The sequence below is a fragment of the Pleomorphomonas koreensis DSM 23070 genome, from assembly GCF_000425185.1.
GTDB lineage: Bacteria > Pseudomonadota > Alphaproteobacteria > Rhizobiales > Pleomorphomonadaceae > Pleomorphomonas > Pleomorphomonas koreensis.
Map to the genome: position 1 here is coordinate 17740 of NZ_AULH01000007.1, position 19659 is coordinate 37398.

Annotated in this window: 16 protein-coding genes and 2 pseudogenes; 17 read left to right on the top strand and 1 reads right to left on the bottom strand. The window is 69.1% G+C overall.

The features are described from left to right. Position 1: 1 nt before the first annotated feature. Positions 2 to 1051 carry an EF-P lysine aminoacylase EpmA gene (epmA, locus tag H512_RS0105265; protein ID WP_026782580.1) on the bottom strand — a complete coding sequence of 350 codons (1050 nt, stop codon included), beginning with the start codon at positions 1049 to 1051 and terminating at the stop codon, positions 2 to 4. Between the two features lie 106 nt (positions 1052 to 1157). Between epmA and efp the strand changes: the two genes are divergently transcribed. The 17 genes and pseudogenes from efp to ftsA all read left to right on the top strand — a co-directional run bounded on the left by efp (position 1158) and on the right by ftsA (position 19584). Beyond that, positions 1158 to 1727 (top strand): elongation factor P, encoded by a 570-nt coding sequence (efp, locus tag H512_RS0105270; RefSeq protein WP_026782581.1) that lies wholly within the window; start codon positions 1158 to 1160, stop codon positions 1725 to 1727. 149 nt (positions 1728 to 1876) lie between these two features. Next, the gene (locus H512_RS0105275) at positions 1877 to 2038 is read left to right on the top strand and encodes an entericidin domain-containing protein (RefSeq protein WP_026782582.1); all 162 of its coding nucleotides are present in this window, start codon (positions 1877 to 1879) and stop codon (positions 2036 to 2038) included. Positions 2039 to 2570: 532 nt separating this feature from the next. After that, positions 2571 to 3026, top strand: a complete 456-nt coding sequence (mraZ, locus tag H512_RS0105280) for a division/cell wall cluster transcriptional repressor MraZ (RefSeq protein ID WP_026782583.1) — start codon at positions 2571 to 2573, stop codon at positions 3024 to 3026. Then, positions 3023 to 4033: a 16S rRNA (cytosine(1402)-N(4))-methyltransferase RsmH gene (gene rsmH / locus H512_RS0105285; protein WP_026782584.1), complete on the top strand. Its 1011-nt coding sequence runs from the start codon at positions 3023 to 3025 to the stop codon at positions 4031 to 4033. The genes mraZ and rsmH overlap by 4 nt, the downstream gene beginning before the upstream one ends. Continuing rightward, positions 4030 to 4407: a cell division protein FtsL gene (gene ftsL / locus H512_RS22610; RefSeq protein ID WP_053239584.1), complete on the top strand. Its 378-nt coding sequence runs from the start codon at positions 4030 to 4032 to the stop codon at positions 4405 to 4407. Before rsmH ends, ftsL begins: the two co-directional genes overlap by 4 nt. Continuing rightward, a complete protein-coding gene (locus H512_RS0105295) occupies positions 4404 to 6137 on the top strand; it encodes a peptidoglycan D,D-transpeptidase FtsI family protein (RefSeq protein WP_026782585.1) in 1734 nt (577 codons plus the stop codon). The genes ftsL and H512_RS0105295 overlap by 4 nt, the downstream gene beginning before the upstream one ends. Before the next feature lie 120 nt (positions 6138 to 6257). Then, positions 6258 to 7694 (top strand): annotated as a pseudogene (locus H512_RS27865) (UDP-N-acetylmuramoyl-L-alanyl-D-glutamate--2,6-diaminopimelate ligase); the annotation flags it as partial. A 36-nt stretch (positions 7695 to 7730) separates the two neighbouring features. Further along, positions 7731 to 9131 (top strand): annotated as a pseudogene (locus H512_RS27870) (UDP-N-acetylmuramoylalanyl-D-glutamyl-2,6-diaminopimelate--D-alanyl-D-alanine ligase); the annotation flags it as partial. A 119-nt stretch (positions 9132 to 9250) separates the two neighbouring features. Then, a complete protein-coding gene (mraY, locus tag H512_RS0105305) occupies positions 9251 to 10354 on the top strand; it encodes a phospho-N-acetylmuramoyl-pentapeptide-transferase (protein WP_026782587.1) in 1104 nt (367 codons plus the stop codon). A gap of 13 nt (positions 10355 to 10367) precedes the next feature. Continuing rightward, the gene (gene murD / locus H512_RS22615) at positions 10368 to 11777 is read left to right on the top strand and encodes a UDP-N-acetylmuramoyl-L-alanine--D-glutamate ligase (RefSeq protein ID WP_053239585.1); all 1410 of its coding nucleotides are present in this window, start codon (positions 10368 to 10370) and stop codon (positions 11775 to 11777) included. Continuing rightward, entirely contained in the window at positions 11777 to 12934 is a 1158-nt protein-coding gene (locus tag H512_RS0105315) for an FtsW/RodA/SpoVE family cell cycle protein (RefSeq protein WP_026782588.1), read from the top strand. Before murD ends, H512_RS0105315 begins: the two co-directional genes overlap by 1 nt. Positions 12935 to 12937: 3 nt before the next feature. Further along, positions 12938 to 14065 (top strand): UDP-N-acetylglucosamine--N-acetylmuramyl-(pentapeptide) pyrophosphoryl-undecaprenol N-acetylglucosamine transferase, encoded by a 1128-nt coding sequence (locus H512_RS0105320; protein WP_026782589.1) that lies wholly within the window; start codon positions 12938 to 12940, stop codon positions 14063 to 14065. After that, positions 14062 to 15474 (top strand): UDP-N-acetylmuramate--L-alanine ligase, encoded by a 1413-nt coding sequence (gene murC, locus H512_RS0105325; protein ID WP_026782590.1) that lies wholly within the window; start codon positions 14062 to 14064, stop codon positions 15472 to 15474. Before H512_RS0105320 ends, murC begins: the two co-directional genes overlap by 4 nt. Next, positions 15474 to 16418: a UDP-N-acetylmuramate dehydrogenase gene (gene murB, locus H512_RS0105330; RefSeq protein ID WP_026782591.1), complete on the top strand. Its 945-nt coding sequence runs from the start codon at positions 15474 to 15476 to the stop codon at positions 16416 to 16418. Before murC ends, murB begins: the two co-directional genes overlap by 1 nt. A 24-nt stretch (positions 16419 to 16442) precedes the next feature. Continuing rightward, positions 16443 to 17366, top strand: a complete 924-nt coding sequence (locus H512_RS0105335; protein WP_026782592.1) for a D-alanine--D-alanine ligase — start codon at positions 16443 to 16445, stop codon at positions 17364 to 17366. An 8-nt stretch (positions 17367 to 17374) separates the two neighbouring features. After that, entirely contained in the window at positions 17375 to 18271 is an 897-nt protein-coding gene (locus tag H512_RS22620) for a cell division protein FtsQ/DivIB (RefSeq protein WP_053239586.1), read from the top strand. Then, positions 18268 to 19584, top strand: coding sequence for a cell division protein FtsA (gene ftsA / locus H512_RS0105345; protein WP_026782593.1), 1317 nt, complete (start codon positions 18268 to 18270; stop codon positions 19582 to 19584). The genes H512_RS22620 and ftsA overlap by 4 nt, the downstream gene beginning before the upstream one ends. Positions 19585 to 19659: the final 75 nt, after the last annotated feature.

The window sequence follows — 19659 nt, forward strand, 5'->3', positions numbered from 1 at the left end:
GTCAGACCGGCGCCCACACCACATCGTCGATCGAGCGGGCGCCGCTCGCCAGCACCACCAGCCGCTCGAAGCCGAGGGCGATGCCGGAGGCCTCCGGCATATGGGCGAGGGCATCGAGAAAGTCCTCGTCGAGCGGGTAGCGCTCGCCGTAGATCCGCTCTTTGATCTCCATCTCCTCCTGAAAGCGCCGGCGCTGCTCGGCCGGATCGGTCAGCTCGCCGAAGGCGTTGGCCAGTTCGACGCCGCAGGCATAAAGCTCGAAGCGTTCGGCCAGCCGCGGGTCGCGAGCGACCGGGCGCGACAGGGCGGCTTCGCAGGCTGGATACTCGTAGAAGATGGTCGGCCTCTCCATGCCGAGGTTCGGCTCGATGCTCTCGACGAGGATGCGGGAATAGATGTCGGTCCAGCTGTCGTCGGCGACGACGCGGTAGCCGCGCGCCAGCGCCTGCGTCGCCAGCCCGTCGCGGTCGGGCGCGGCCGGATCGTCGGTCAGCGTCGCCAGCAGGTCGATGCCGGCGTGGCGGGCGAAGGCGTCGGCGACGGTCAGCTTTTCGGGCTCGGCGAAGGGATCGGCGGTGCGGCCGCGCCAGACGAAGGCATCGCGCCGCAGCGTTGCGGCGGCAAGTCGCATCAGCGCCACGGCGTCGTCCATCAGCGTCTCGTAGGGCTCGCCGGCGCGATACCATTCGAGCAGCGTGAATTCCGAGGAATGCAGCGGCCCCTTCTCGCGATTGCGGAAGACGCGGGCGAAATCGAAGATGCGCGTCTCGCCGGCGGCGAGAAGCTTCTTGGCCGTGAACTCCGGCGAGGTGTGGAGATAGCGCGGCTGCCGGCTGCCGTCCGGGTCGATCTTCTCGGTGGCGAAGGCGTGGAGATGCGCCTCGTTGCCGGGCGACACCTGAAGGGCGGGGCACTCGACCTCGGTGAAGCCTTGGGCCTCGAACCAGTCGCGCACTGCCCGCTTGATGCGGCCGCGCGCCTCCAGGAACGGGCGGCGGGCGAGATGCCGCTCGACCGACCACCAGGGCGATTCTCCGGCGGTTTCATGCATTCCGCCTCTTCCTTTTCGGCTTCAAAAATGTCAGGAGAGACGCGATCCGCGCCCGGAGCCGCCGCTCCGAGGCCGCGCCACCCGTTTTCAGGATATCCGATACGTCATGGTCAAGGTCATCGCTAGCCAAATCCGCAAGGGCAACGTCGTCGAGCTGGATGACAAGCTCCACGTCGTCCTGCTGGCCGAGAATTTCCATCCCGGCAAGGGCACGCCCACCACGCAGATCGACATGCGCCGCATCAACGACGGCGTGAAGGTGTCGGTGCGCTACAAGACCACCGAGATGGTCGAGAAGGCGATGATCGACGAGCGGCCCTACACCTTCCTCTACGAGGAGGAACACGGCTTCGCCTTCATGCAGATGGAGAGCTACGAGCAGATCTCGGTGCCCAAGGACGTGGTCGGCGATCGCGCCCCCTTCCTTGCCGAGAACATGGAGTGCCATATCGGCGTCTACAACGACGTGCCGGTGTCGATCGATCTGCCGCAGCGCGTGACGCTGGAAGTCGTCGAGACCGAGCCGGTGGTCAAGGGCCAGACGGCCGCCTCCTCCTACAAGCCGGCGCTGCTGTCCAACGGCGTCCGCTCGATGGTGCCGCCGTTCATCACCGCCGGCACCCGCATCGTGGTGATGACCGAGGACGCTTCCTACGTCGAGCGCGCCAAGGACTGAGTTTGATCGTCCATGACGATCCGACGCCCGGATGGCCCCGCCGTCCGGGCGTTTTTCTTTGGTGCAATGGAACCGAAGGCACGCTCTGCGAGTCTCACGGACAGGCCTGTCCGGCCGCGATTCAACAGGAAACAGGAAAGGTTCCTCCCATGTCCGCCAAGTCCGTCCTCGCCATTGGTGCCGTCGTCCTCTCGGTCGTCGCCTTCGGCGGTTGCGCCAACACCATCCGCGGGGCCGGCCAGGACGCCGCCAACGCCGTCAACGCCACCCAGGACGCCGGCAACCGCGTCGGCAACGCCGCCTCCCGCTGACCGCCCGCCGGCCCGGCCGGCCATGGGACGGCATGGGCGGCGACCCGGTCCGCCTTCCGAAGACCCCGCCGTTCGCGCCACGGCGGGGTCTTGCCGTTTCGAGCCGCCGGATCTTTTCCATGACCCGGCGTCCGGCAATCCCGGCCGCCGGCCCGCTTCCGCGCCGTGCCCAAACGACGCCGCCGGCGGTGGTGAACGACTTGTTAAGCCTAACGCCGCATAAATGCGGAGAGCCGTCTCTGAACGGTGCAAACGGCTTGGCTTTCGTTGACGCCCCACATGGTCCCATGCTATCCCAAATCATCCCGGCAATCAGGTGATCCGAGCCAGATGTCTCGTCGATTTCGAGAGTCGCGCGGTCCCTTGAGGCTGGGCGCGATCGGGGCATCGCATTGCAGAATGCAACAGTCGTCCCGGTCGCCGGTCGTGTCCGCGTCACGCGAGCCGCCAGGTCGGATCGCTTCGGAAGAAGCGGCGTTCGGGCCAACAGTTCTGGAGATGGGGCGCCGCTCGCGGCGGGCAGCGGGGATCGATGAACGGCTTCGTATCGCGCGTCACCAACAGGATCGACCGGAAGGGACGGGTCTCCGTCCCGGCACCGTTCCGGCAGGTGCTGTCGCGCGACGGTTTCGAGGGGCTCTACTGCTATCCGTCGATCGACATGGAGGCGGTGGACTGCGGCGGCAACCTGCTGTTGGCCGAGATCGAGCGCAACCTTGCCCGCTACACGCCGTTCTCCGAGGATCACGACCTGTTGTCGACCGCCTTCTACGGCTCCTCGGTGCATCTTTCCATCGACAGCGAGGGCCGCATCGGCCTGACGCCGGCGCTTCTGGAGATCACCGGTATTGCCAACGAAGTGACCTTCGTCGGTCAGGGCTACAAGTTCCAGATCTGGGAGCCCCAGCGCTTTGCCGCTTACGAGCTTGCGGCGCGCGAGCGCGCGCGGGCGCTGAGGCGGTCGCCGAGGCCGGAGGCCGCGTCATGACAGCGCTTCTCGGTATTCCCGCCACGCCTCATATCCCCGTGCTGCTCAACGAGGTGCTGGATGCCCTGTCGCCGCTCGACGGCGCCACGGTGGTCGACGGCACCTTCGGCGCCGGCGGCTACAGCCGGGCCATTCTGGCCGCCGGCGCCGGCCGCGTCGTCGCCATTGACCGCGATCCCACCGCCATCGACGCCGGCGCCGCGCTGGTCGCCGGCAGCGGCGGCCGGCTGAGCCTCGTTTCCGGCACCTTCTCGGCGCTCGACCAACTCGCGCTTGAAGCCGGCGCCGCGCCGGTCGATGCCGTGGTGCTCGACATCGGCGTCTCCTCCATGCAGCTCGACCGGGCCGAGCGCGGCTTTTCCTTCCGCGCCGACGGGCCGCTCGACATGCGCATGAGCCTTGCCGGCCCGACGGCGGCCGACGTCGTCAACACGCTGCCGGTCAAGGACCTCGCCCGCCTGTTCTGGGTCTATGGTGAGGAGCGGCAGTCGGGACGCATCGCCCGGGCGATCGTCGCCCGGCGGGCCGAGAAGCCGTTCAGCCGCACCGCCGAGCTGGCCGCCACCATCGAGAGCGTGCTCGGCGCCAAGCGCTTCGGCGAGATGCATCCGGCGACGCGCGCCTTCCAGGCGATCCGCATCCACGTCAACGGCGAGCTGGACGAGCTGACCGACGCGCTGGCCGCCGCCGAGCGCCTCCTGAAGCCGGGCGGCCGGCTGGTCGTCGTCACCTTCCATTCGCTCGAAGACCGCATCGTCAAGCGCTTCCTCGCCGACCGCTCGCGTGAGCGGGCCGGCGGCTCGCGCCATCTGCCGGAGGCGGAAGTACCGCCCGCCACCTTCCGTCTCTCCGGTCGCCAGCCGGTCGAGGCCGGCGCGGCGGAGCTTTCCGCCAACCCGCGCGCCCGCTCGGCCAAGCTGAGGGTCGGCATCCGCACCGACGCGCCGGCGCGCGCCGTCGACCGGGCGGCGCTCGGCGTGCCGAGCCTTTCGGGAGGGAGGCCATGACCCGCTACATCAACGCCCTCCTGGTGTTCCTGATGGTGCTGTCCGCCGCCGCCGTCTACGACATGAAATACGAGGCGGAGATCGCCGCCGAGAACATCAACAAGAAGCAGGCGGCGATTGCCCAGGCGCGCGAGGACATCTCGCTGCTCAAGGCGGAATGGGCGCTGCTGACGCGGCCGGCCCGCATGCGCGACCTGCTCGAACGCCATCATGACATCCTCGATCTCACGCCGATGACCTCCAACCACATCGGCACGCTCGCCGACATTCCGGCGAAGCCGGTGGTGCCGGCGGCGGTCCAGCCGGCCGAGCGCTCGGCCGACGGCTCGGCGACGCTGCCGCCAATCCAGGATCAGACGAGGCGGGTGCAATGAAGTTCCGGGTTGGCCTGCCGTTCCGAAAGTCCGCCGAGCCGACGGCCCCCGCCGCCGGGCGGGATTTTCGCGCGTCCTCCCGGCGCGGCGCCGGCGACACCATGCGCAACCGGCTGATCCTCGCCTCGGCCTGCTTCGTGCTGGTCTACGGCGCCATCATCGGCCGCCTCGTCCAGATGGGTCTCAGCCTGCCGCAGGAATCGGTGACGCTCGGCAACGCCCAGGCGGCGGTGTCGGCGGCCCGCCCCGACATCCTCGACCGCAACGGCGAGATTCTGGCCACCGACATCAAGTTCGCCTCGCTCTATGCCGAGCCGCGCCGCGTCGTCGATCCCGACGAGGCGACCGAGCAGCTCGCCACCGTCTTCCCTGACCTCGGCACCGACGCGGTGCGCCAGCGTCTCGCCTCCAAGCAGGGCTTCATCTGGCTGAAGCGCGAGATCACGCCGGCCCAGCAGGCGGCGGTGCACGCCCTCGGCATCCCCGGCGTCGGCTTCCTCACCGAGAACAAGCGCTTCTATCCGTCGGGGCGGACGGTGGCCTTCGTCACCGGCCACGTCAACATCGACAACCAGGGCATCGCCGGCATCGAGAAATACATCGACGACCAGTGGCTCGGCGACCTGCAGAAGGCCGGCATGGCCTCGAACAACCTCGAGCCGATCCGCCTGTCCATCGACCTTCGCGTGCAGCAGGTGCTGCACGACGAGATCACCGCGGCCATGCAGCGCTACACGGCCAAGTCGTCGGCGGCGGTGGTGATGAACGTCAAGACCGGCGAGGTCGTCGGCATGACCTCGGCGCCCGACTACGATCCGATGAACCCGGTCGAGGCGCTCGACCCGGACCGCATGAACCGCGCCTCGGCGGCAGTCTACGAGATGGGCTCGACCTTCAAGATCTTCGCCACCTCGATGGCGCTCGATTCGGGCAAGGTGAAGCTGACCGACAGCTTCGACGCCACCCAGGGCCTGACCATCGGCGGCTTCACCATCCACGACTTCCACGGCAAGCACCGGGTGCTGACCGTGCCGGAGATCTTCATCTATTCGTCCAACGTCGGCACCGGCCGCGAGGCGCTGAGGGTCGGTTCGGAGGGGCAGCAGGAGTTCCTCAAGCGCATGGGCCTGATGGACAAGGTGCCGACCGAGCTGCCGGAGATCGCCCGGCCGATCCTGCCCAAGCGCTGGTCGGACCTCGTCACGGTCACCGTCTCCTTCGGCCACGGCATCTCGGTGTCGCCGCTGGCCACCGCCACGGCGGCGAGCGCGGTGATGAACGGCGGCATCCTGATCCCGCCGACCTTCTTCCCGCGCAGCGAGGAAGAGGCGCGCCTCCTCGGCAAGCGGGTGCTGAAGCCGTCGACGTCGGAACAGATGCGCTACCTGATGCGCCTCAACGTGCTGGCGCCCGGCGGCTCGGGCAAGTCGGCCGACATCCCCGGCTACCGCATCGGCGGCAAGACCGGCACCGCCGAGAAGGTGGAGAACGGCCGCTATTCCAACAACAAGCGCTTCAACGCCTTTGTCGCCACCTTCCCGATCGACGACCCGCAATATCTGGTGCTGGTGGTGCTCGACGAGCCCAATCCCGAGCGGCCCGGCCTGCCGGCCACCGCCGGCATGAACGCCGGGCCGACGGCCGGCAACATCATCGGCCGCATCGCGCCGATGCTCAACGTGGAGCCGCGCTTCGACGACGTGGACGTGCCGCTGATGGCCGCCTACTGACGGGCGCCGCCCTTCGCCGGGGGCGAGGCGAAGGCGGTGTGGATAGTGTGAGTTGTCCTCATTTCGATCGCAAATCGAGGACAGTGTGCGGCGTTCCAGCGATCAACCATGGACGGACAGATGAAGCTCGCCGAACTTGCGCCCGATATCCTCACGCTCGACCCGGCGTTGCGCCGCATCCCGATCACCGGGGTCACCGCCGACAGCCGCGAGGTGGCGCCGGGCTCCCTGTTCGTGGCGCTGCCCGGCACGCGGGCCAAGGGCGCCGACTTCATCCCCGAGGCGATCGAAAAGGGCGCGGCGGCGGTGCTCGCCGATCTCGACGACGAATTGCCGGCCGGCCTCACCGTGCCGGTGCTGCGCGATCCCGACCCGGCCCGCCGCTTCGCCCGCATGCTCGCCCGCTTCTACGCGCCGCAGCCGAAGACCGTGGTGGCGGTGACCGGCACCAACGGCAAGACCTCGGTCGCCGCCTTCGTCCGCCAGATATGGCTCTCCGCCGGCCACGAGGCGGCGTCGATCGGCACGGTCGGCGTGACGACGCGGGCCGGCAACGCCTACGGCAACATGACGACGCCCGACGCGGCGACGCTGCACCGCACGCTGCACGAGCTGGCCGCCGATGGCATCGACCACGTCGCCATGGAAGCCTCCTCGCACGGCCTGATCCAGCGCCGGCTCGACGGCGTCGAGGTGGCGGCCGGCGCCTTCACCAACCTGTCGCGCGACCATCTCGACTATCACGGCACGATGGAAGCGTATATGGCCGCCAAGATGCGGCTGTTCGACACCATTCTGGCGCCCGGCGCCGGCGCCGTCGTCAACCTCGACGATCCCTACGGCGAGGCCTTCGCCTCGGCGGCGCGCATCTCCGGCCTCGACCTGATGACCGTCGGCGCGGCCGGCGCCTTCGTCCGCATCCTCGACGTCGCCCGCGACGGCTGGGCGCAGATCGCCACCGTCGACATCGGCGGCGGGCCGCGGCCGGTGCGCATTCCGCTGGTCGGCGCCTTCCAGGTGTCGAACGCCCTGGTCGCCGCGACGCTGGCCGCCGCCGACGGCTCGGTGTCGCTCGGCGACGCGCTCGACGCGCTCGAAGGCATCAAGGGCGCCAAGGGCCGGCTGGAGCTGGTCGGCTACGCGCCGTCCGAAGCGCCGGTCTTCGTCGATTTCGCTCACACGCCGGCCGCCCTTGAGGTGGCGCTTCAGACGCTGCGGCCGTTCACCTCCGGCCGCCTCGTCGTCGCCTTCGGCGCCGGCGGCGACCGCGACAAGGGCAAGCGGCCGCAGATGGGCGAGGTCTGCGCCCGACTGGCCGACGTCGCCATCGTCACCGACGACAATCCACGCACCGAGAACGCGGCGACCATCCGGTCGGAAGTGCTGGCCGGCTGCCCCGGCGGCATCGAGGTCGGCGACCGGACGACGGCGGTGCGCGAGGGCATCGCCATGCTCGGCCCTGACGACGTGTTGCTGATCGCCGGCAAGGGCCACGAGACCGGCCAGATCATCGGCCGCGAGACGGTGCATTATTCCGATCACGAGGCGGTGCTGGCGACGCCGGGCGTCACGCCGGCCGACCGGTCGCTGTGGCCGGAAGGCGATTTCGTCAAGGCGCTCGGCGGCCGCACCGAGGGAACGGTGACGGCCATCGACGGCATCTCGATCGACAGCCGCACCGTCGCCAGGGGCGACGCCTTCTTCGCCATTGCCGGCGATCGCTTCGACGGCCACGATTTTGTCGCGGCGGCCTTCGAGAAGGGCGCGGCGGTGGCCGTGGTGTCGGAGGAGAAGCGCGCCGCCGTTCCCGACGGCGCCGGGCCGCTCGTCGTGGTCGACGACGTGCTGGCCGGCCTGCGGCGGCTGGGCATGCGGGCACGGACCCGTACCGCCGCCAAGGTGATCGCCGTCACCGGCTCGGTGGGCAAGACCTCGACCAAGGAGGCGCTGCGCGAGGCGCTGGCGCCCTCCGGCGCGGTGCACGCCTCGGCCGCGTCCTTCAACAACCACTGGGGCGTGCCGCTGACGCTGGCCCGCATGCCGGCCGGCAGCCGCTATGGCGTGTTCGAGATCGGCATGAACCACGCCGGCGAGATCACGCCGCTGGTGCGCATGGTGCGGCCGCATGTCGCCGTCGTCACCACGGTGGCGCCGGTGCATCTCGAACACTTCTCATCGGTCGAGGCGATCGCCGAGGCCAAGGCCGAGATCTTCGCCGGGCTGGAGCCGGGTGGCACCGCCATCATCAACCGCGACGGCGAGTTCTCCCGGCTGCTCGCCGAGCGCGCCCGCGCCCACGGCGCCAACGTGGTGTTCTTCGGCGAGCATCCCGAGGCTGAGGCGCGGCTGATCAAGTGCTCGCTGCACGAGGATTGCACCACGGCCACCGCCGACATCCTCGGCGAGAACGTCACCTACAAGCTCGGCGCGCCGGGCCGGCACATCGCCCAGAACTCGCTGGCCGTGCTGGCGGCGGTGAAGATCGTCGGCGGCGACCTGACGCGGGCGCTGCTCGCCCTCCAGGCGCACCAGCAGCCGAAGGGGCGTGGCAAGCGCCACCTGCTCGCCGTGCTCGGCGGTACGGCGCGGCTGATCGACGAGAGCTACAACGCCAATCCCACCTCGATGCGGGCGGCGATCGCGCTGCTCGGCGCCGCCGCGGTGGACGGGCAGGGCCGCCGCGTCGCCGTGCTCGGCGACATGCTGGAACTCGGCCCCGAGGCGCCCAAGCTGCACGCCGGGCTGATCGAGCCGCTGAAGGCGGCGAAGGTCGACACGGTGTTCTGCGCCGGGCCGCTGATGCACAACCTCTGGCAGGAGCTGCCGCGCGCCATGCGCGGCGCCTATGCCGAGACGTCCAGGGAGTTGAGGGAGGCGCTGCTCGACGACGTCAGGGCCGGCGACGTGCTGATGGTCAAGGGCTCGCTCGGCAGCGCCATGGGGCCGCTGGTCGATGCGCTGCTCGGCCGCTTCGGTCAGGAAACGCACGGCTGAGTTGCCGTGCCCCGGCACGGGTAGGCAAGGCGGGGCAGAGGGACTAATACGGGCCGCGCCGATTCGAGAATGAGACCGGGCCGATGGCCCGGCGGCGGGTTTACGGAGAGCTTGGGAAAATGCTGGTCTATCTGGCCGATCTGGCGGGGCAGTTGTCGGTTCTGAACGTCTTTCGCTACATCACCTTCCGCACCGGCGGGGCGGTGATCACCGCGCTGTTGTTCGTCTTCCTGTTCGGGCCGGCCATCATCTCCTCGCTGCGCATCCGCCAGGGCAAGGGCCAGCCGATCCGCGACGACGGGCCGCAGAGCCACCTCGCCAAGAAGGGCACGCCGACCATGGGCGGCCTGATGATCCTCTCCGGCATCCTGGTGGCGACGCTGCTCTGGGCCGACCTCAAGAGCCCCTATGTCTGGACGGTGCTGCTGGTCACCGTCGCCTTCGGCTCCATCGGCTTCTACGACGACTATCTCAAGGTGACCAAGCAGTCGCACAAGGGCCTTTCCGGCCGGGCGCGGCTGATGCTGGAGGCGGTGATCGCCATGCTGGCGTGCCTCGTCATCATGTCGGCCGGGCAGGCCGGCGCCGTGCCGAGCGAGGAGCATCTGGCGACGTCCCTGACTTTCCCCTTCGTCAAGGACCTGATGATCAACCTCTGGTACTTCTACGTGCCGTTCGGCGCCTTCGTCATCGTGTCGGCCGGCAACGCGGTCAACCTGACCGACGGCCTCGACGGCCTCGCCATCGTGCCGGTGATGATCGCCGCGGCGAGCTTCGCGCTGATCTCGTATCTCGCCGGCAACTACGTCTTTTCGAGCTACCTGCAGATCCATTTCGTGGTCGGCACCGGCGAACTGTCGGTGATCTGCGGCGCGGTGATCGGCGCCGGTCTCGGCTTCCTGTGGTTCAACGCGCCGCCGGCCGCCATCTTCATGGGCGACACCGGTTCGCTGGCGCTCGGCGGCCTGATCGGCACGGTGGCGGTGGCGGTGAAGCACGAGATCGTGCTGGCCATCGTCGGCGGCCTGTTCGTGCTGGAGGCGGTGTCGGTGATCATCCAGGTCACCTCCTATCGCCTCACCGGCAAGCGCGTCTTCAAGATGGCGCCGATCCACCATCATTTCGAGCAGCTCGGCTGGACCGAATCGCAGGTGGTGATCCGCTTCTGGATCGTCGCCGTGGTGCTGGCGCTGATCGGCCTCTCATCCCTCAAGCTACGCTGACGGAGCCCCGGCGATGATCCCCATTACCTCCATGAAGGGCAAGCGCGTCGCGGTGTTCGGCCTCGGCGGCTCCGGCCTCATCACCGCCGAAGCGCTGGTGGCCGGCGGGGCGGAGGTCATCGCCTGGGACGATTCGGAGGAAGCGCGCGCCGCCGCCGAGGCGCGCGACATCCAGGTCACCGACTGGCGCGGCACCGAGTTCGGCGCCTATTCGGCGCTGGTGCTGGCGCCCGGCGTGCCGCTCACCCATCCCGAGCCGCACTGGTCGGCGAAGATCGCCCGCGAGGCCGGCGTCGAGGTGATCGGCGACATCTGCCTGTTCGCCCGCGAACGCAAGTTCCGGGGCTCGACGGCGCCCTTCGTCGCCATCACCGGCACCAACGGCAAGTCGACGACGACGGCGCTCATCCACCACATCCTGAAGTCGGCCGGCAAGGATGTGGAGATCGGCGGCAACTTCGGGCCGGCGGTGCTCGGCCTCAGGGATCTGGCGCCCGACCGCTTCTACGTCATCGAGTGCTCCTCCTTCCAGATCGACCTCTCCCCCGGCATCGACCCGACGGTCGGCGTGCAGCTCAACCTCACCGAGGATCACATCGACCGCCACGGCTCGATCGAGGGCTATGCGGCGGTGAAGGCCAAGCTGGTCGACGGTGCCAAGGTGGCGGTGGTCGGCATCGACGACGCCTACAGCGCCGCCATGGCGTCGCGGCGCGAATCGAAGGGCCTGGAGACGTTGCGCATCTCGACGCGCGGTTCGGTGGCGCAAGGCGTCTGGGCGGTGTCGGGCCGCATCATCGAGCCGATGGGCCTGTCCCAGACCGTGGTCTACGACCTGCACGGCCATCCGGTCCTGAAGGGCGTCCATAACGCCCAGAACGTGGCGGCGGCGGTGGCGGCGACGCGCCGGCTCGGCCTGACGCTCGATCAGGTGAGGAAGGGCATCGAGACCTTCCCCGGCCTCGCCCACCGCATGGAGCCGATCGGCCGCGCCGGGCCGGTGATTCTGGTCAACGACAGCAAGGCGACCAACGCCGACGCGGCGGCCAAGGCGCTGGCCAGCTTCGACAACATCTACTGGATCGCCGGCGGCAAGCCGAAGAGCGGCGGCATCGCCCCGCTCACGCCGTTCTTCCCGAAGATCGCCAAGGCCTACCTGATCGGCGTCGCCGCCGAGGAGTTCGCCGCCACCATCGGCGACGCCGCGCCGCACGCCGCTGTCGGCACGCTCGACCACGCCGTCACCGACGCGCTGACCGACGCGCTGGCCGACACGGCGCAAAGCGGCCGCGAGGCGGTGGTACTGCTGTCGCCGGCCTGCGCGTCCTACGACCAGTTCAAGAACTTCGAGGTGCGCGGCGACCATTTCCGCGAACTCGTGCTCACCGATCCCCGCGTCACGCCGTTCCGGGAGAAAGCCTGATGGTCTCGCGCGCCGAACGCAACCCGGTCGCCGACTGGTGGTTCACCGTCGACAAGCTGCTGTTGATCGCCTTCCTGGCGTTGATCTTCGGCGGCATCGTGCTGTCGCTGGCGGCCAGCCCCGCGGTCGCCGAGCGCATCGGCATCGCCGACAGCTATTATTTCGTCAAGCGTCAGGCGATGTTCGCCATTCCCGGCATCATCACGCTGATCGGCGTCTCCTTCCTCACGCCGAAGCAGATCCGGCGGATGGCGCTGATCGGCTTCGTCGTCTGCGTCGGCCTCTTGATCCTGACGCTGCTGATCGGGCCGGAGGTTAAGGGTTCGCGCCGCTGGATCACCATCCTGGGCGTGTCGGTGCAGCCGTCGGAATTCATGAAGCCGATGTTCGCCGTCCTCGTCGGCTTCCTGCTGGCCGAGGGCCAGAAGCGGCCTGATCTGCCTGGCCGCAGCTTCTCCATGCTGCTGCTCGGCATCGTGGCGGCGCTGTTCGTCGCCCAGCCCGACTTCGGCCAGACCATGCTGATCTGCCTCGTCTGGGCCGGCCTGTTCTTCATCTCCGGCATGAGCTGGATGTGGATCCTGGTGTTCGCCGGCGCCGGCGCCGGCGGCATCCTCTCGGCCTACACGCTGGTGCCGCACGTCCGCTCGCGCATCGAGCGCTTCATGAACCCCGAGGCCGGCGACACCTTCCAGGTGCAGACGGCGCAGGAAGCCTTCATCAACGGCGGCTGGTGGGGGCAGGGACCGGGCGAGGGAACCTTCAAGCGCATCCTGCCCGACAGCCATACCGACTTCGTGTTCGCGGTGCTCGGCGAGGAATTCGGCCTCATCCTCTGCATGTTGCTGGCGCTGGTGTTCGCCTTCGTGGTGCTGCGCGGCCTCAGCCATGCCCTCAAGGAGAACGATGGCTACGTCCGCCTCGCCGCCACCGGCCTGATCATGCAGTTCGGCCTGCAATCCTGCATCAACATGGCGGTGAACCTGCACCTGATGCCGGCCAAGGGCATGACGCTGCCCTTCATCTCCTACGGCGGCTCGTCGCTGGTGGCGGTGGCGCTGTCCATGGGCATGCTCTTGGCGCTGACCCGCAAGCGGCCCGACCAGACGCGCTTCGTGGCGCCGATCGAATTCTCGCCGCTGCCGAGCCGAGGCTGAACCATGAGCCGCACCATCCTGATCGCCGCCGGTGGCACCGGCGGCCATCTGTTCCCCGCCGAATCGCTGGCCTACGCGCTCGCGCCGCGCGGCTTCGAGGTCCATCTCGCCACCGATCACCGCGCCAACAATTACGGCTCGGAGTTCCCGGCCCGCGAGATCCACATCATCGCCTCGGCCACCTTCGGCGACCGCTCGCCGCTCGGCCTCGCGAAATCGGCGGCCGCTCTGGCACGCGGCGAACTCCAGTCGCTCGCCCTCGTCCGCCAGCTCGATCCCAACGTGACCATCGGCTTCGGCGGCTATCCGACGCTGCCGCCGCTTGTCGCGGCGTGGCTGACTGGCCGCCCCACCATCGTGCACGAGGCCAACGCGGTGATGGGCCGGGCCAACCGCTTCCTCGCCCCGCGCATGACGGCGATCGCCACCACCTTCAAGAACACCGGCCTGATGGGCAAGGGCGCCTCGCGCGCCGTGGTCACCGGCAATCCGGTGCGGCCGAAAGTGCTGGCCGCCGTCGCCCCCTATCGTCAGCCGGTGCCGGGCGGCAAGATCGATCTCCTGGTGTTCGGCGGCAGCCAGGGCGCCCGGGTATTCGGCGAACTGATGCCGCGGACGGTCGAGAAGCTGCCGGCCGACGTCGCCGCCCGGCTCCACCTGGTGCAGCAGGTGCGGCCGGAGGACTTCGACCGGGTCGGCGCCGTCTACGACCGGCTCGGCCTCGATCACGAGATCGCCCCGTTCTTCGCCGATCTGCCGGCCCGCATTGCCGACGCCCATCTCGTCGTCTGCCGCTCCGGTGCCTCGTCGGTGGCCGAGCTGACGGTGATCGGCCGGCCGTCGATCCTGGTGCCGCTGCCGCACGCCCTCGACAACGACCAGAAGACCAACGCTCTCGGCCTCGAGAAGGCCGGCGGCGCCGTCATGGCCGAGCAGGCGTCGCTGACGCCGGACAGGCTCGCTGATCTCATCGTCGATCTCACGCGATCACCCGATCGCCTCGCCGCCATGGCCGCCGCCGCCAGCGGCGAGGGCCGGCCCGACGCGGTGGAGCGGCTGGCCGATCTCGTCGAATTCATCGCCTCCGGCGGCAAGCCCGCCGATTTTTCTCCCAGGGAAATACGTCCATGAAAATGCCCCGTGACATCGGGCCGGTCCATTTCGTCGGCATCGGCGGCATCGGCATGAGCGGCATCGCCGAGGTGCTGCAGGACCTCGGCTATCGCGTGCAGGGCTCCGACCAGGCCGAAAGCGCCAACGTCGAGCGCCTCAGAACGTCCGGCATTCCGGTGGCGATCGGTCACAAGGCCGAGAACCTCGGCGCCGCCGAGGTGCTGGTGGTGTCCTCGGCCATCAGGCGCGACAATCCGGAACTGGTGGCGGCACGCGAGCGGCACCTTCCCATCGTCCGCCGGGCCGAGATGCTGGCCGAGCTGATGCGCTTCAAGCAGGCGATCGCCATCGGCGGCACCCACGGCAAGACCACCACCACCTCGCTGGTGGCGGCGCTGCTCGACGCCGGCGGCCTCGATCCCACCGTCATCAACGGCGGCATCATCAATGCCTACGGCACCAACGCCCGCATGGGCGCCGGCGACTGGATGGTGGTGGAGGCCGACGAGAGCGACGGCACCTTCGTCAAGCTGCCGGCCGACATCGCCATCGTCACCAACATCGATCCCGAGCACCTCGACCATTACGGCACCTTCGATGCCGCCCGCGCCGCCTTCCGGCAGTTCGTCGAAAACGTGCCCTTCTACGGCTTTGCGGTGATGTGCCTCGACCATCCGGAGGTGCAGGCGCTGGTCTCCAGGATCGAGGACCGCCGCATCATCACCTACGGGCAGAACCCGCAGGCCGACGCCCGCTTCACCGATCTGCGCATCGAGGGCGGCCATTCGCGCTTCGCGGTGGAGATCCGCGACCGCGTCACCGGCATCGAGACGATCATCCCGGCGCTGGAACTGCCGATGCCCGGCCGGCACAACGTCTCCAACGCCACGGCGGCGATCGCCGTCGCCCACCGGCTCGGTATCTCCGCCGAAGCGATCCGCAAGGGGCTCGGTGCCTTCGGCGGCGTCAAGCGTCGCTTCACCCGCACCGGCGAGTGGAACGGCGTCGCCATCTACGACGACTACGGCCACCACCCGGTGGAGATCATGGCGGTGCTCCGGGCCGCCCGCGAGGGCGCGGCCGGCAAGGTGGTGGCGGTGATGCAGCCGCACCGCTACAGCCGCCTCTCTTCGCTGTTCCCCGACTTCTGCAAGGCGTTCAACGACGCCGACACGGTGATCGTCGCCGACGTCTACCCGGCCGGCGAACAGCCGATCGCCGGCGCCGACAAGGCGCACCTCGTCTCCGGCATCAAGGCGGCCGGCCACCGCGACGCTCGCGCCCTCGAAGGTCCGGACAAGCTGGCGGCGACGGTGGCGTCGGTCGCCCGTCCCGGCGACATGGTGGTCTGCCTCGGCGCCGGCAACATCACCCAGTGGGCCTATGCGCTGCCCGGTCAGCTCAAGACGCTGGCGGAGGGCGAGTGATGTCGCTTCGCGCCCGCCTCGGCGACACCTCGCACATCCGCGGACCGATCGAGGACAACCGGCCGCTCCGCGACCTCGTGTGGTTCAAGGTCGGCGGACCGGCGGAAATCCTCTACCAGCCGGCCGACGAGGCCGACCTCCAGGCTTTCCTGAAGCTGCTGCCCGAGGACGTGCCGGTCACCGTCGTCGGGCTCGGCTCCAATCTGCTGATCCGCGACGGCGGCATCGGCGGCGTGGTGATCCGCCTGTCGGTGCGCGGCTTCGGCGGCACCGAGGCGCTGTCGCCGACCCGCATCCGGGCCGGCGCCGCCATTCCCGACAAGTTCCTGGCCGCCAAGGCGCTTGAGCTGGGTCTTTCGGGCTTCGCCTTCTACCACGGCATTCCCGGCGGCCTCGGCGGCGCGCTGACCATGAACGCCGGCGCCCACGGCTCGGAGACCGCCGAGCGGGTGGTCGAGGTACGCGGCGTCAGCCGTCAGGGCGAGATCATCACGCTGCCGGCCGCCGCGCTCGGCTATTCCTACCGCCATTCGGCGCCGCCGCCCGGCTTCATCTTCACCTCGGCGGTGCTGGAAGGCGTCCCCGCCGACAAGGAGAGCATCGCCCAGGCGATGAAGGCGGTGACCGAGCACCGCGAGGCGGCGCAGCCGATCAAGGCGCGCACCGGCGGCTCCACCTTCAAGAATCCGCCGGGCCAGTCGGCCTGGAAGCTGATCGACGCCGCCGGCTGCCGCGGCCTCAAGGTCGGCGACGCCCAGGTGTCGGAACTGCACTGCAATTTCCTGATCAACACCGGCGAGGCGACGGCCCACGACGTGGAGTTGCTCGGCGAGACGGTGCGGGCACGGGTGTTCGAGACAAGCGGCATCCGCCTCGACTGGGAGATCAAGCGGCTCGGCGCCTTCCTGCCGGGGGCCGAGGTCGAGCCGTTCCTCGGAAAGTAAATCGGCGCGGGAAAGGAAAACGCGATGGCCAAGCATGTAGCGGTATTGATGGGCGGCTGGTCGTCCGAGCGGCCGGTCAGCCTCAACTCCGGCAAGGCCTGCGCCGACGCGCTGGAGGCGCGCGGCTACCGCGTCACTCGCGTCGACGTCGACCGGACCATCGCCGCCGTGCTCGACGAGCTGCGTCCCGACGTCTGCTTCAACGCCCTGCACGGCATCTACGGCGAGGACGGCACCATCCAGGGCATCCTTGAGGTGATGGACATTCCCTACACCCATTCGGGCGTGCTTGCCTCGGCGCTGGCCATGAACAAGCCGAAAGCCAAGCACGTGATGAAGGCGGCCGGCATCCCGGTGGCCGAGCACAGGCTGGTCGACCGGCTGGAAGTGGTTAACGAGCACGTGCTGGAGCCTCCTTACGTGGTGAAACCGCCGGCCGAGGGATCGAGCTTCGGCGTGATCATCGTGCCGGCCGGCGCTGCCCGTCCGCCGCAGGAACTGGGCCGTCCCGACTGGCGGTTCGGCGATATGGTGATGGTGGAAAAATACGTTCCGGGACGGGAACTTACCTGCGGCGTGATGGGCGATCGCGCCCTCGACGTCATCGAGGTGCTGCCGCAGGGCGAAGCCTTCTACGACTATGACGCCAAGTATCGGCCGGGCGGTTCAAAACATGTACTTCCGGCCCGGCTTTCACCGTTTATTTACCAAAATATTCAAACATTGGCCCTCGAAGCGCACCGGTCGCTTGGCTGCCGCGGCGTCAGCCGGGCCGATTTCCGCTTCGACGACAAGGGCGACGGCACCGGGCCTGTCGTCTGCCTCGAAGTGAATACGCAACCGGGAATGACCGCGACCTCGCTCGTGCCGGAGATGGCCGCCCATGCGGGCATCGGCTTCGGCGAGCTGGTCAGTTGGATGGTGGAGGACGCAAGTTGCAGGCGATGACGACAGGCATGGCGAAGCCGGCGGGGCAGCGGAGGTTCTTCCTCTTCGGCCGTCGCGGTGTTTCGCGCCTGCGTCGCAAGCCCGTCTGGCGGCCGGCCGGCCTGATCGCGGCGCTGCCGCGCGGTGCCGGCCTTGCCATGGCCACCGCCTATCTCCTCGCCTGGGGCGCCTACGGCATGGTGCTGTCGGGCCGTACCGTCGAGGTCATGAACGACACCACCGCCGAGCTGGGCTTCCGCATTTCCGCCGTTCGCATCACCGGCCAGCGCGAGATCGACGAGGGCGACGTGCTCGATACGCTGTCGATCCACTCGGGCCAGTCGCTGTTCTTCTACGATGCCGCCGCCGCCCGCGAGCGCCTGCAATCCATCCCCTGGGTTCAGGACGTGTCGGTGATGAAGCTCTATCCGGGCACGCTGCGCGTCATCATCGAGGAGCGCTTGCCGGCCGCCCTGTGGCAGCCGTCGATCGACGCGCCGGTGGTGGTGGTGGACAGCGCCGGCAAGGTGATCACCGACCGGCTGGAAACCCGCTACGCCCGCCTGCCGCGCGTGGTCGGCGCTGGCGCCGAGCAGCGCGTCGCCGAAATCACCTCGCTGCTCGACGACGTGCCGGAGCTGCAGAAGAAGGTACGCGCCTCGATGCTGGTGTCGAACCGGCGCTGGGACCTGTTCCTCGACAACGGCGTGCAGGTGATGCTGCCGGAGACCAACCCGCAGAAGGCGGTAGCCGAGCTGGAGGAGACCGACAAGGCGTCGGGCCTGCTCGATCGCGACATCACCGTCGTCGACCTCCGGCTGGCCGACCGGCTGGTGGTCCGCCTCAGCGACGACGCGCGCAAGGCCCGCGACGAGCTGGTGTCGGCGCGCAACAAGGCCCTCAAGAAGCGGGAGCAGGACGCATGACCCACGCCTCCGATTCCCGTATCCAGCGCATGCGGCCGCTGCCGCCCAAGCGGCCGGTCATCGTGTCGGTGCTCGACGTCGGCACCTCGAAGATCTGCTGCGTCATCGCCCGGCTGACGCCGCGCCCCATCGGCGACGTGCTGCCCGGCCGCACCCATCTGATCGAGGTGCTGGGCTTCGGCTACCAGCGCTCGCGCGGCATCAAGGCCGGCGCGGTGGTCGATCTCGACCAGGCCGAGAAGGCCATCCGCCTCGCCGTCGACGCGGCCGAGCGCATGGCCGGCCTGACCGTCGAATCGCTGATCGTGTCGCTCAGCTGCGGCCGGCTCGGCTCGGAGACCTTCTCGGTCAAGTACGACCTGTCCGGCTCGGAGGTCACCGAGAACGACATCCAGCGGGTGCTGGAGATCGGTTCCTCCTACAAGGTGAAGGACGGCCGCACCGTCGTCCACGCGCTGCCGATCGGCTACGCGCTCGACAGCGACCGCGGCATCCGCGACCCGCGCGGCATGATCGGCTCGGCGCTGTCGGTCGACACCCATCTCGTCTCGGCCGATGCCGTGCCGCTCCGCAACCTCGAGATATCCGTCAACCGGGCGCATCTCGAAGTCGAGACCATGGTGGCGACGCCCTACGCCTCCGGCCTGTCGACGCTGGTCGACGACGAAACGCAGATGGGCGTCGCCTGCGTCGACATCGGCGGCGGCACCACCAAGATTTCCGTCTTTGCCGACGGCCAGTGCGTCCACGTCGACGCCTTCGGCCTCGGCGGCCATCACGTCACCATGGATCTGGCGCGGGCGCTGTCGGCGCGGCTGGTCGATGCCGAGCGCATCAAGGCGCTCTACGGTTCGGTGATCGCCACCGACAGCGACGAGCGCGACATGGTCACCGTCGAGCCGGTCGGTGACGACGACGTCGCCCATCAGGTGACGCGCGCTCAACTGGTGGAGATCATCCGGCCGCGCGTCGAGGAGACGCTGGAGGTGGTGCGCGACCGCCTGCACGCTTCCGGTTTCGCCGGCCGGGTTGGCCGCCGCGTCGTGCTGACCGGCGGCGCCAGCCAGCTCACCGGCCTGCCGGAGCTGGCGCGCAAGGTGCTCGGCCGCAACGTGCGGCTCGGCCGGCCGGTCGGCATCGCCGGGCTGCCGGAAGCGGCGCGCGGGGCGGCCTTCGCCACGGCGGTGGGGCTGATGATCTACCCGCAGGTGGCGCAGATCGAGCAGTTTTCCGGGCGGCGCAAATCAATGGCGCTGGCCGCCAACGGTGGCTTCGTCTCCCGCATGGGGGCGTGGTTCCGGGAGAGTTTCTAGGAAGGTTTCCGATCCGGCGGCGGGCCGGATCGGTGCGTAACAGGCGTAAAGTCGAGTGCGGTTGCAGCGGCGGCC